Here is a 13,845-nt window from a genome sequence, read left to right as displayed (position 1 = left end):
TTTAAGTAAAGTGTAAGTCGCTTGTTCAATATCACGATCAGTAATAGCGTTTAACATCATTTTTTACACTTTTATTATTTCGATTTAAGCTGCCTCCATCGCTGTTTTCCCTTAGTTGTTAACTGGGTCATCAACCTTCGGCCATGTTCTAAAAATGAATAATATTAGACGTGACGTAGTTTTTTTTAACAAGACGTAGTTGCGCAGTTTGTGTAATAAGCAACTAAAAAGCAAATACAGCTGATAGTCTGCAGTGAGCGAGAACCCGTCATTCAAAAATTTTGATATCTGAAGTCAAGATTTGACCCTCGGCTTTTTTTTATTTAAATAACAGAGATTCTCGCGCAGGCGGCGATTAGAGTTGCACGAAGTGTGCTGATGAAAATAGACGTGTTTGCTTAGGGCGGCGTAGTTTTCAAGAAAAGCTCCTAAACTGGTTAATTACTTATATTTTTAAAAATAACACACGGGAGGTTTTGTTTCTAGTGGATAAAATTCAATATAAAAATGCTTAAATAAAATACAGGTAATTATTTTTGAAACTTAAATAGTGAGGTAAAAGGCCGCACGAATTTTTTTAAATTATTTTTTAGAGTAATAACCCACGCCTATTTATTAAATAAATAAAATGCTAAAGCCTGCAGTACTTAAGGGTTGGTTTTAATTAAATATATAATTATTCTAAGGAGTTACCTAACGCACTGTTTTAGTGCAACTTTTTAGATGTGTTAGTTTAATTCAGGGTATTGTTGAAGTTAATCGTACAATCCTTAATATTCAAACTTTTATATTATTGACAGCACATTGTTTGGCACTATCATGTACTACAAAATGAATCTTGGCTTAATTTTTGCAAAATTAAACATATTGCTATAAATAATGGAATTAAATAATTGGACACACAGCGGGTTAAGAAACCTTCCGGTTTTACTCTTATAGAATTAATGATAGTAATTGCAATTATTGGGATTTTATATGCAATTGCACTTCCAAGTTATACGAGTTACATACAACAAAGTCGAAGAGCTGATATCCAACAGGTTTTACTACAGCAAACAGCTGTTTTAGAAAGGCAATACACTCGTGTTGGTGGTTACCCAAATACATTTACTTTTCCTACCTCAGATTATTACTCCTTTAGCTATACAACCGATGCAACTACAGGCGCTTCAAATGGGTCTGAATTTACAATACAAGTTACACCTAAAGGTGCTCAGAAAAGTGATGAGTGTGGCAAGTTGTCTGTAAATCAAAGTGGTACTAAGTCAGCAGATAAATCTAAATGCTGGTAAAAAAAAGCCTTGGTTTTACTTTACTCGAAGTTTTAATCACGATGACCATTATTGGTATTTTAACTGCAGTTGCGACTCCTTCGTTTATTACTTTTATAAAGCGGGATAGATTAGTTACAAATTCGAATCAACTGCACAGTGTTTTTAAATTTGCGCGTAGTGAAGCCATTAAAAGAGATCAAAGTGTTTCTATCAAAACGTTGAATAAACAATGGCTAGTAAAAACTGCTATTAATTCGACGCAAACCACGTTAAATATTTTTGAAACTACACATAGCAGCATTTCTGTAGATTTAAAGAATATTAATATTTCAAGTACGGGTGAATTAGGCCAAATGTATCAAATCTTGGTGAGCGATAAGGACAGTACAACTGGCGACTTTACTTTATGTATTTTACAAAGTGGACAAAGTTGGTTAGTTGAGGCCCCAGAGACATGCTAATAAATTACAGCAAAGGATTTTCTCTTTTAGAAGTTATGGTTGCTTTAATTGTCGCGACGGTTGCATTGTTAGGGCTTGCTTCAGGTCAACTAAAATCATTGCAATATATTACAAACAGCTTTAATTATACGGTGTCAATAATTGAGGCTAATAATGTTTTAGAGCGTATTTGGCCTCATTTATGCGAGCTACAACAAACAGATCCAAGTTTGTACAACGATACTGACTTTAGAAATTATTTATCCCCACAAATTGATGCATATACACTCACTCTACCTGCTAACTTTTCAAATGATTTATCGGTTGAAGTAACCTGGCAAGATAAGCGTTTGACTGACAATTTAGAAAACCGTGTTGTAATTACAGGAAGCTTCCCAACACTACCTGATGGTTGCACGCCATGAAACATCTAATAAATAAACATAAAGGCTTTACTTTAATAGAGCTTATGGTTGCACTTGCTGCAGGTATGTTTCTATTAGGCGGTGTGAGTCTGGCTTATTCTTCAATTAATAGCAGTACCAGCACAGCAAAAGATTTAGAAAATGCATTAGATGTAATCCGATTTAGCAGTAAAGTATTTACACGAAGTCTAAAACAAACCAACTCAGTCCCTACTTACACAAATAATATTCTAAGTGTTGAGCAAGAGATGGGGTCATCTGCTTGTACTGGCTTAACTATTAGTGCGCCATTCACTGAAAAATATAGTCACGAAGACGACTCATTATTTTGTGATATAGGTAATGGAAAAGTAAAAATATTAAAAGGTGTTAATGCAATTAGCTACGTAATTGATAACAACGTAGTGAGTGTCCTTGTAGAACCTACAAACTTACCAAGCCAATTCAATAACAGCTTAGTGATTGATATATCTTTGTCGCAAATGGTAATGAATAAGGCATTTCAATAAATGAAAAATACATCTGGTTTTACACTTGTTACTGTACTTATTTTAACATCTATGGCTTCAATTGTTGTACTTAGTACTCTTAGAGATAGTGTGATCCAGGAGCGCTTGAGTGGTAATTTTCAGAAAAAATTGAACGCAAGGTTGATGTCTGAGAAAGGGGTATTTTCAAGTATTGAAAAACTAGAAACAGCAATGCTTGCAGATCCGACTATAAATATTAACGATTTAATAGCCCATAATAGTGAAGTTTCTGGTACAAGTTCGCTTGAATCTAGTATATACAATGCAACCATTGAGATTGACAGTAATGGCGATATTTTAATTTCTAGCGAAGGTACTCGCTTTGAAGGTGAGAACCAAATGCAAGCTATATTCGAATATGTAGCTGGTGGGGGCGGAACGACCAGCAGTGCCTCAGTTTTTTCTAATGGAATTACAGGGTGTTCTGGTGTTGCAATTAGTGGAAGTGGCTTAATTGATAGTTATGATTCGTCTTTAGGGGATTATAACGACACACTAGCTGATGGTAACAAAAATACATCAGAAGAATCTTTTGTTAATACAGTTAACGACTCTGGTGATATTACGCTCAATGGTAGCGGTACAATTGAAGGTAATGTTCTATCCTCTAGTAATTTATCAATTATTCAAGGCGCTGATATTAAAGGCAATATTCATAGTAATGGAAATTTAATACTCTCTGGTGGCGTGGTCGTTGGAGGGGATGCATCGGCATATCTAAGTTTCACACAAAGTAGTGGTACTGTTTCAGGTAGTATTTCAGCAAACCAATCTATATCAGTAAAGCAAACTCCAGTTGGTGGTGATATTAGTTCATCAGGTCCAATTTCTATTACAGGTAATGCAGTCCAAGGAACAATTCGTTCATATGATTTAGTCGCTCTTAATCAAACAACAATACGGCACGGCGTTTATACCTCCGGGAATTATGAGCAAACAGGGGGAAGTGTATACGGTGGAGTGCGTGTTCAAGGTAATGTGACGCTTAAACAGTGGGGCAGTACTATTGATAGTAAAGACCTTAGATACGCAGGTAATGGCTCTTTTAAGGGCGACACACCAGAGTATGCTTTTTCACCTTATAAAGTATCAAGTCCAGACATATCAATACCAACTATTGAGCCAGTTGAAAAAATAACACCAGAAAGTGAAAATAATAGAGGGTTAACTGCGTGTGATCCACTTGATATTGCAACAGCAATTGATGGTGTGTCAGTCAATACGGCAAGCCCTGATCTTTTTATAAATAATAATAGCAGTGCAGGTGACTTACTCGAATTAGAAACTAATGAGGCTAACTTTTTAGTAGATTTTGGAAGTACTCCAGATGGTGCCATCACTGCTAAAGCTGCAGCTTTTCTTGATTCAGCAACTCAAATATTTTATTTTGATGACGTGAAAATTAAGGGGCGAATGCAGGTAAAAAGCAACCACAATGCGGTTATGTTTGTAGATGGTGATTTTACAATGAATGGCGCAAGTTCGCTAACGATCCCTGATAACAGCAGTTTAACTATAATAATTAAAGGAAAACTTAAGATAGGAAATGGGGCACAAGTTTACGCACCAGATAATGGAGTTACAAATGAAGGCCGACCCGTTTTTAGTATTTATAGTTCATACAGTGGAAGTGACACTGGGATAGAGTTTTCAGGTGGTACACGAGAGCTTTACGCTGTTATATACGCACCACTTACACAAGTTAAAGTTACTTCAGCTGTCGGTTTTAAAGGTTCTATTTTAGGAGATACCGTTATTGTAAGCGGCGCCGGTGGTATTCACTTTGACACGGCATTAAATGAAGCAAGTTTTGGTGGCTCTTCATCTGGTGGTAATGGATCAACAAGCAAATTAGTTTTTAAAGGGTGGCGCTTTACACCCATTGAACAAAGTAATGAATAAAAAATACTGCTAATAAGCTTATTTATATAAGAGAAGCTATTAGGCTTGCTAAATTAATTGCTCTTATTAATATTCTAAAATTTAAAACTCGAACGTAAAACCAAACGCTCTTAATTTTTCATATACGTTTATGTCAAAACGGTAAAAATAGGAGCTCGGGAGCCACGTTTGTTTTTCTTTGCAGTTTCTTAGCAATTTCATGGTGGCAGTGGTGCTACATTTTGGAGCGAATTTGAAACCTACTATACTAGTGGATAGCTAACTTTTTAATTACCGGATTGTTCAATGTAATGCTTATAGACATTAGTTTAGCTGCTTTTGCCGGGTTTGTTTCAGTGATATTTTTATTAAATTTTTTATATGAAACAAAAAGCTTGTACCAATAACAGAGTAAATACTATCCTTTTTAATAAGTGCAAAAACCATAGTAACGGGTTTGGCGCATATTATTAATTTCAAGTCCAATAATATAAATTTAAGATCATTCTCCTTCAATACTTTCATTTTTAAATCCTTATAGTTTTTATCAATTAGGATCGCCATCATAAAGACTAAAAAGCATTCACATTTAAGTTAGATAAGTATGTGGTGCCATCATGAAATATTTCACTTTCCAGAAAGAAAAGGAATTACAAATATAAACATATGATGTATGTTGTCGATATTAAATAATAACAGCAGTGCAAAAACCTGTTAACACATAACGACCTCAACGGGAGAAAATATGAGACAACATCTATTAGGCTTCACACTAGCCCCCTTATTTCTACTTACAACAGCATGCTCGCAGCAAGAAAGCGTAGCTAAAGTTAATAGCACAGAAACACTAAGCGCTTCTCAAAATAGTTACGAGCAATCTGCTCTTTTAAAAATCAGTAAACTTAAAAAGCTGATGGAACAAGCTCAAACAAAACAGATTGATGTGACTCGTGAAGAAAGCGTAGTTTGGTTTGCAGAGCAGTTTTTAAAATTTGCTAACTGGGATGAAAATAATTACGACGCGGTTGTAAAGCTTTTTGGTTACGAGCGCCACTATGCAGCGGACAAGGAAAGGTTAGCAAAAGAGTTACCAAATTTTGAACGCGAAAAAGTAATTCAAATTTTAGATAAAGGTATTGATGACTTGTCTAAAGAGCTTGCAGGCGAAATCAAACGCCGCCCTGTAAATAAGGTTGATTGGCAAAATACTAAAGCACAAGACAATATGTTTGTTAGTAATGGCAAGCCTATTTTTTTATATGACTATTTTTCAAAGAGTGTTGGTCAGCCACTTACAAATAAAGATGTTTATAACGATCATTTAGGCGCGCTCTATCATGGCGGTGAAGATTTATACCCGGTAGATCACGACCGTGCCATTAATTCATTTTTAGTGCGTGAAGATGGCACTTTTGACGAAGAGTTAATGAAAGAGCTAACGCGTATCCCTGATACCAACATTGGTTTTTTAGTTTACTGGTTAATGGGTATTCCAAAGTGGGTTGAAGAGCAAGAGCCAGAAGTTAGAAAAGGCCGTTCGTTATTTACAGGATTCGATATTGATAACCCATTAGCGCGAGATCTTTGGGGTAAAATAATTCGTAAAACGGGTGAGCTTACTAAAGGCAAAAAAGTAACTGAAGTTGGGTTTGTGTTAGCTAACGAGCCGCATTGGTACGCCGAAAAAGGCCATTGGACACAAAAATATGAAGAAATGACCAGCATCTCTTCATACACACTAAATAAGTTTAGAAGTTGGTTAGATAAAAAATACCAAGGTGATATTAACGAGCTAAATGAAAACTGGGGAACGCATTTTAGCCAGTTTACAGATGTAGCTATTGAGATACCTATTGATCCTGCGATTAAAGGCGAGCCTAAGTGGTACGACTGGACGCGTTACAATATGGACAGAAGTACTGACTGGTTTACTTACGTTCAAAACGAACTGCATTCTGTAAATGAAGACGCTGATACCCATATAAAAATTATGCCGCGCATGTTTATGGACGATTCACGCTCTGGCGGTATTGATACCGAAGCATTAGCTGAGTTAACAACCATGGTAGGGCACGATGCTAAGTCGTTTGGTAGCGAAAATATTCGTCCTGGTAAGTCATCTAAGTGGATTGAAAAATACGCGTATAACTGGGGCATAGTTACTATGTTTCATGACTTTATGGAATCAGTTGCGCCTAATAAAATTAATGTAAATTCAGAGTCTCATTTTTTATCATCTGGTCAGTGGCGAGATTTAGACACACGTACAAGTTATGTACGTAGTGTTTATTGGCTTGCAACTTTACTTGGTATGGATGCCAATATGGGCTGGTTTTGGGCGCGTGATCCAGATGGTTCACCAGAGGATCGTTTAGAAGGCGAACTGGACTTTTTTGACCCAGGTCTTGGCGGTGCATTTGCGGGTTCTAACAATATGCAGCCACATGTAACTAACGAAGTTACCCAAGTAATGTTTGATCTTAATAGTTTTTCTGAGGAAATTGTTGAGCTTAGAGAGCAGCGTCGTCCACTTCGTTTGTTTTACTCTGAAACAACAGCAATTAATACAAACGACTATATGACAAAGGGCTACACACTTTACGAAAATTTATTTTTTGAAGGCTTCCCGCTTGGTTTTGCAACTAAAGATGTAATCGAAAAGCAAGACAATAGCAACTGGGATGCAATACTGGTTTATCGCAATAACTTTGTTACAGATGAAGAGTTTAAAGCGCTTCAAGGGTATTTAAACAAAGGCGGTACCGTTATTTTAGATTCAGCGCAAAGCTTGTCTTTAGACGAGTATGGGCATCCGCGTAAGGCTAAGTTAGTTGCCAGTAAAGGTAAGCTTATTGTTATGCCAAAAGGCGCAGACGTTGAAGCTATTAAACAAACTGCACTTGCAGAGGTTTCGGGTAGTACGCCTGATGTTGTTGTAAAAGTAGATAATGGTGAGTCATTTAAAACCACAACATGGCGTACTGTTAAGCAAGACAATGGTAGTTACCTGGTTAATATTTTAAATTTAGGCCACACAACAGCAACCGTTGATCTGTCGCTTAAAAATGGTAAATCTATTCATGTTAAAAACTTAATGACGAGCAATAAAATGAACACCAGCTTTGATATTCCTTCTGAGGGTGTCTTGCTTGTTGAAGTTGCAGCTCAATAAATAGTTTTTTAGCGAGTACATACCTATGTGCTCGCTTTTCAATTAACACGATACATTAAGTTGTGGATAGCAAATGAAAACAAATAATAAGGTTAAACTAATAGCAATATCGTTGAGCTTAATCCTTGGTAGTGCAGGGGTTAATGCTCAGCCGATGCCTCATATTGCGCAACCAGGCGAAAATTGGGTTTTACAAACCGATCGCTCAGATGAGTTTGATATTAAAGATGCTGAAAAATGGAATTTTCAAACAGAAAACTACGGTGTTTGGTCTTGGAAAGATGAAAATGCCAGTGTTTCTGAAGGCATATTAAAACTAACCACTAAACGAGAAACGCATTTAAGAACGTTTTGGGATGGCTGTAATAAAACAAAAGTGCCTAATTATAGGTTGTTTTACACTTCGGGAGTTGCTAAATCTAGAGCAACAGGGAGTTACGGATATTATGAGGCACGTATAAAGGGTGCGGATAAATTTCCGGGAGTGTCACCTGCATTTTGGATGTACAGCAAAATAGATCGTACTTTAACGAATGAAGGCGATGTGCAATATAGTGAAATAGACGTAGTTGAGTTAACTCAAAAACAGACGCTTCAGGAGTCGGACCACGACCTACATAATATTGTTATAAAAGATGGCGCACCAAAGTGGATGCGACCTGGTAGCTCGCCAGAAACAAATCATAATGGCTATCACTTACCATTTGATCCCAGTGAAGACTTTCATACTTATGGGGTTAATGTAACCAAAGACGACATTACATGGTATGTAGATAACGTTCAGGTTGGCTATAAAAAGAATTTGTACTGGCACCGCGAGATGAACTTAACATTGTCGCAGGGCTTACGCGCACCGCATACACAATGGAAATGTAATCAATTTTATCCTTCAGATAATCAGTCAGCACAAGGTTTTCCAACATCAATGGAAATTGATTACGTGAGAACGTGGTTAAAGCAATAAAAACCTTAAAACCCATTCTAATAAAGTGTAAATATTAGCCAAATTAAATTTATTTGTTGTCAACTTAAACATCATATGTTTATATTATTAAAATCAATTTTATACTTTTATAATAAAGTACAGGCAGATTGCTAAAACACTGACGTAGCAATTTTTAGTTGTTTAAAAGGACACACACATGAACTTATTTAAAATAAAAATGGTGATGCTATTAGGGTGCTGCACATTATTTGCTCCCAATTTATATGCAAAAGATGCCGAGCTGAAAAACTCTGAAGCCAAAAAGCCAAATGTGCTTATTTTACTGTTTGATGATATGCGCTTTGATACGTTTTCTTATCGTAATGGTCCAGTTTCAACGCCAAATATTGACGCATTAGCAAACGAAGGTACACGTTTTGATCAAGCGATGACATCTACTGGCTTATGTTCTCCTTCGCGCGCGGCTATGTTTACTGGGCGGTGGGGACATAAAACAGGGCTTGACGATAACGTGGGGCTTTATCATTCTCGCCTTTCGGAGTTATCACTTAGTGAAGGCAGCGTAATTAAACGTGCAACAAGCGTAGGTTACGATGTTAGTTATGTAGGTAAATGGCACTTAGGCGCACAAGGCCCAGCACTGCGCGGTGCAAACTTTATGTGGGGGCACGATAAAGATGAAGAGCGTAATGGCCGTCCTTTTACGCCTTATGGAACACAAAAAAATGTTGCCCGTATGAATGCAGGTGAACGCGATAAAAACGGCGAAAAGCACGATTACTACAAAACACTTCCGGGTACATACGCAGATACAGTAACAGCTAAAGAAGTAAACGAAGGCAAATTAATGCTGCAAAATGCGGCCAAATCAGACAAACCATTTTTTGGTATTGTTAGTTTTGAGCAACCTCATCCGCCGTACCGCGTACCAGAACCTTACGCCAGCATGTACGACTACAAAGATATAAAACTTCCTAAAAACTTTGGTATAGAACGTAAACATAAACCAATGGCGCAAGATGATATTTGGTGGCCTTGGCACGATGTAAGCCACATGACTGAAACCGATTGGCGCAAAGCGCATAGTTTTTACTATGGTGCCATTGCCATGATTGACCACGCAGTTGGCGAGCTTATTAATACCGCCAAAGAAGAAGGTTTATACGACGACCTACACGTTATTTTAGTAGGCGACCAAGGTAGTATGCTAGGCGAGCATAACCTTTATGACAAAGGCCCATATGCGTATGACGAATTAATGCGTATGCCACTTATTATTCGTGACCCTAGCCTTGAGCCTAAAATAATTAACCGCCAAGTGTCTATGCTAGACATAGCACCAACACTTCGCCAGTGGATGACACTCCCCCTTGATGGCGATGAAGATGGACGTTCACTTTTACCATTGATGAAACAAGGCGATAGTGCCGATGCTGATAAAGATGATATTTCGTTATATGCCTACGAATGGTACAACGGTGGATGGTTTGGTATTAGAGCTATACGTACCCCTGAAATGAAATTTGTATGGAATCCAGGCGACAGCCGCGATGAATTATACGACTTAAAAAATGATCCGTACGAAATCACAAACCAAATAGATAATCCTAAATACAAAAAACAGCTTACTTATTTAGTGCATAAAATGGCAGGAGAGCTTAAGCGTATTGAAGACCCATCATTAACTAAATTTAATCACCACATGAAAGCTTTTTTATAGCCGAGTAATGCCCTTTGGTGGGCCTTAATTGGCCTGCTATTTTTTATTATCAAAATTGAGATTGGCACTATGAAAACACACACAAAATTATTGAGCGCTTTATCATCGCTTGCCTTATTAATTGGCTCTGCGGGCATACACGCAAGTGAACAAAAACCCAATATTATTCTTATTGTTGCAGATGACCTAGGTTATGCAGATGTTGGTTTTAATGGCTCTAAGGATATTATTACCCCAAATATTGATGATCTTGCTAAATCGGGTACTTCCTTTTCAGACGCTTACGTAGCGCACCCGTTTTGTGGCCCAAGCCGAGCGGCATTAATGACCGGTCGATATCCACATAAGATTGGCTCACAATTTAATTTACCGACACGCGGCTCAAACGTAGGCGTGCCTACTGACGCTAAGTTTATTAGTAAACTATTAAACGAAAATAACTACTTTACTGGCGCTCTCGGTAAGTGGCACTTAGGTGATGCGCCGCAGTATCATCCAAATAAACGTGGTTTTGATGAATACTATGGATTTTTAGGCGGTGGGCACAATTATTTTCCTGACCAATATCAACTTCAGTATAAAAAGCAAAAGGCACAAGGCTTAAAAAATATTTTTGAGTACATAACTCCGCTAGAGCACAACGGCAAAGAAGTAAAAGAAACGCAGTACATTACTGATGCACTTTCGCGCGAAGCCGTTAATTTTGTAGACAAAGCAGCAGACAAAAAAAATCCATTCTTTTTATATTTAGCTTACAACGCACCGCATGTGCCATTGCAAGCTAAAGACGAAGATATGGCGATGTTTCCTGATATAAAAAATAAAGACCGTAAAACATACGCAGGTATGGTTTACGCAGTTGACCGCGGCGTGGGCAAACTAGTAGAAACCCTGAAAAAAAATAATCAGTATGATAATACGCTTATCGTATTTATGAGTGATAACGGTGGCAAATTAAGTAAAGGCGCTAATAACTTCCCACTTAAAGCAGGTAAGGGCAGTACACAAGAAGGCGGTTTTAGAGTTCCTATGTTGTTTCATTGGCCTAAACATGTACCTGCGGGCAAGCGTTTTTCGCATCCTGTATCGGCACTTGACTTATACCCAACATTTGCAGCTTTAGCGGGCGCTAAAGTTGAAGAAAACCAACATTTAGATGGTACAAATATGTGGCCTGCATTTATTAAAAATGAAAACCCACATAAAGATGAGCCTATTTATGCACTTCGCCATCGTAAAGGTTATAGCGATGCTGCAATTCGTATGAACCAATGGAAAGCATTAAAAGTTAACCAGCAACCATGGCAGTTATTTAATATCGAAAACGATATTTCTGAAAAACACGATGTAAGTAAATCTAACAAAGCACTGTTAACCGACATGGTTCGCGAAATGGAAAAATGGAGCTGGGATAATCAACAACCAAAATGGTTTCACGAAACGGCTGAAGGTGCTAACTGGCGATTAGATGCCATGCCACGATTCGATAAAACGTTTAAAACAACTAAGTAAGTTTTATCAAATTCATGGAGGCTTTATGAAAGTAAAAACTATTGTATGGCATGTTTCTTTGTTATGCATGGGCGCAAGCTTACTAGGTTGTCAACAAGCGAGTGCTCTAGCGGGTGCTCAGCTAACACCGGGCAAAACATTATTTACTGAGCAGCACCAAGCAATTAAATTAGAAAACAAAAATCGCCGTAAATGGGATAACGCATTAATAAGCGATTTAGACCAAGATGGTTACCCAGATTTATTACTTACCGATCATGGTTATACCATTCGTTTGTATTGGAACAATAAAGGTGTTTACGACAAAGGGCGCGACCTGATTGTGGGTGATATGCACGGTATTGGCGTAGGCGATTACGACAAAGATGGCAAAATGGATATTTTGCTTTCGCGTGGTGGTGGCTCTGGCGATAACGCGCGTAATGCTAAGTTATTTCACTTTAACAAAAGAGAAATTGTTGAAGGCGGTGAGTTTTCACCCAAACTGCCAACGTTGCGTGGGCGCACTAGTAAGTTTTTTGATGCCAATAACAACGGTCATTTAGATTTATTACTAATGGGATTCCCGCAGGCTAATAGCGGTAAACAAACCAGTAATTTTATTTATAAAAACGATGGTAGCGGCAATATAACTCACGCAAGTGATTTACCAAAAACTAATCGAGATGGTCAAAAAGTCCTTATTACAGATTTTAATAACGATAAAATTGACGATTTAGTGATTTACGGCGACGGTGCTTTACGTGTTTTAAAAGGCAATGGCGACTTTACCTTTAGTGACGTAACCGCCAATGTTTTACCTAATAAAATAATGGATGCGACGGGTGTTAGCGAAATCGATTTTGATAATGATGGTGACTTTGATTTATATATAAGTCGTGCTAACCCATTACAAGCAGGCGATACGTTTTTTGATGCTAAAAGCCACACATTTGGTTTTTACACCAAGCGTGGACCATTTAAATATGATGACTTACTTATTGGCGATACGCTTAATTTAGTTAACTACCAGTCACCTTATCCAAACCAAGATGTATTTGTAGGCGAAGGCACTTATAAATATAAATTTGAAGGTGAAAGGCACAGTGGTCAAAACGTCAATATTGTTAGCAGTAATGGCCTAGGCTGGGCCGATACCCAACCTAATAAAGGCTTATATGTTGGTTATATAGGCAATGATAAATGGCGTATGGCGGGTAATACTTTTTCACCTACAACGGGTGTTGTAACCGGTGTTAAACATTATACGGTAAATAAAAAACCAATAGCTCCATCAGATTTGTTACTTAAAAATGAAAGTGGAAAATTTGTAGATGTGAGTGCTAAAGCTGGCATTAAAACAAATTTAAATACGACCGGCGTAAGTGTGGGAGATTTTAACAACAACGGCTACCAAGATTTGTTTGTTGTTAAACAAGGCAACTTGGTAACGCCTACATCGCAAATACTGTATTTAAATAATGGCGATAACACATTTAGCCAAGCGACTCATTCGGGATTAATAACAAACACCTTAGGTACCATTGGCTCAGGCGCAAATGTATTTGATTACAACTTAGACGGCCAGGTCGATATTATTATGAATAACGACAGAGGTCAGTGGCACTTATTTAGTAATCAAGCCAATAACAGTAATCACTATGCATTACTGCGTATAAGTAATTCACTTAAGCATAATGCAAGCCCCATTGGCGCTATAGCGACACTTAAAGGCTGTGGTAAAACCCTTACAAGGCGCGTGTCGCCTGATGCCGCACCTTATACACAATCATTTGATAACGTGGTTCATTTTGGTTTAGGCCAGTGCAACGAAATAGATAACGTAAGTGTGCGTTACAGCAATGGCGAAGTAATCAATAAATCTAAGGTTGGGACAGATCAAGTAATCAATTTTTAATTACAACGTTTGATTACGACAAAGTTAACTATGAGAGGTAAAAAGCAA

10 protein-coding genes are annotated in these 13,845 nt (G+C 37.6%); all 10 read left to right on the top strand.

Features of this window, described 5'->3' with window-relative positions:
- Positions 1 to 893 precede the first annotated feature (893 nt).
- The 10 genes from I6F45_RS01385 (at position 894) to I6F45_RS01340 (ending at position 13,797) form a co-directional block, all read left to right on the top strand.
- Positions 894 to 1,292, top strand: coding sequence for a type IV pilin protein (locus I6F45_RS01385; protein ID WP_197159481.1), 399 nt, complete (start codon positions 894 to 896; stop codon positions 1,290 to 1,292).
- A complete protein-coding gene (locus I6F45_RS01380; RefSeq protein WP_007585191.1) occupies positions 1,283 to 1,735 on the top strand; it encodes a GspH/FimT family pseudopilin in 453 nt (150 codons plus the stop codon). The genes I6F45_RS01385 and I6F45_RS01380 overlap by 10 nt, the downstream gene beginning before the upstream one ends.
- Positions 1,729 to 2,139 (top strand): type IV pilus modification PilV family protein, encoded by a 411-nt coding sequence (locus I6F45_RS01375; RefSeq protein ID WP_007585189.1) that lies wholly within the window; start codon positions 1,729 to 1,731, stop codon positions 2,137 to 2,139. Before I6F45_RS01380 ends, I6F45_RS01375 begins: the two co-directional genes overlap by 7 nt.
- Positions 2,136 to 2,648: a PilW family protein gene (locus I6F45_RS01370; RefSeq protein ID WP_197159480.1), complete on the top strand. Its 513-nt coding sequence runs from the start codon at positions 2,136 to 2,138 to the stop codon at positions 2,646 to 2,648. The genes I6F45_RS01375 and I6F45_RS01370 overlap by 4 nt, the downstream gene beginning before the upstream one ends.
- Positions 2,649 to 4,571 carry a DUF7305 domain-containing protein gene (locus I6F45_RS01365; RefSeq protein WP_197159479.1) on the top strand — a complete coding sequence of 641 codons (1,923 nt, stop codon included), beginning with the start codon at positions 2,649 to 2,651 and terminating at the stop codon, positions 4,569 to 4,571.
- A gap of 724 nt (positions 4,572 to 5,295) precedes the next feature.
- Positions 5,296 to 7,722: a glycoside hydrolase family 42 gene (locus I6F45_RS01360; RefSeq protein WP_197159478.1), complete on the top strand. Its 2,427-nt coding sequence runs from the start codon at positions 5,296 to 5,298 to the stop codon at positions 7,720 to 7,722.
- A gap of 73 nt (positions 7,723 to 7,795) precedes the next feature.
- Complete coding sequence (locus tag I6F45_RS01355) at positions 7,796 to 8,686, top strand: family 16 glycosylhydrolase (protein ID WP_197159477.1); 891 nt, start codon at positions 7,796 to 7,798, stop codon at positions 8,684 to 8,686.
- A 178-nt stretch (positions 8,687 to 8,864) separates the two neighbouring features.
- A complete protein-coding gene (locus tag I6F45_RS01350) occupies positions 8,865 to 10,388 on the top strand; it encodes a sulfatase-like hydrolase/transferase (protein ID WP_197159476.1) in 1,524 nt (507 codons plus the stop codon).
- A 69-nt stretch (positions 10,389 to 10,457) separates the two neighbouring features.
- The gene (locus I6F45_RS01345) at positions 10,458 to 11,900 is read left to right on the top strand and encodes a sulfatase-like hydrolase/transferase (protein ID WP_197118738.1); all 1,443 of its coding nucleotides are present in this window, start codon (positions 10,458 to 10,460) and stop codon (positions 11,898 to 11,900) included.
- 25 nt (positions 11,901 to 11,925) lie between these two features.
- Positions 11,926 to 13,797, top strand: a complete 1,872-nt coding sequence (locus tag I6F45_RS01340; protein WP_197118737.1) for a CRTAC1 family protein — start codon at positions 11,926 to 11,928, stop codon at positions 13,795 to 13,797.
- Positions 13,798 to 13,845: the final 48 nt, after the last annotated feature.

This window comes from Pseudoalteromonas sp. SWYJZ19 (genome assembly GCF_015864375.1).
Classification (GTDB): Bacteria; Pseudomonadota; Gammaproteobacteria; order Enterobacterales; family Alteromonadaceae; genus Pseudoalteromonas; species Pseudoalteromonas arctica.
Note: the sequence above shows the minus strand (reverse complement) of the source record. Positions and strands in the feature narration are given on the sequence as shown.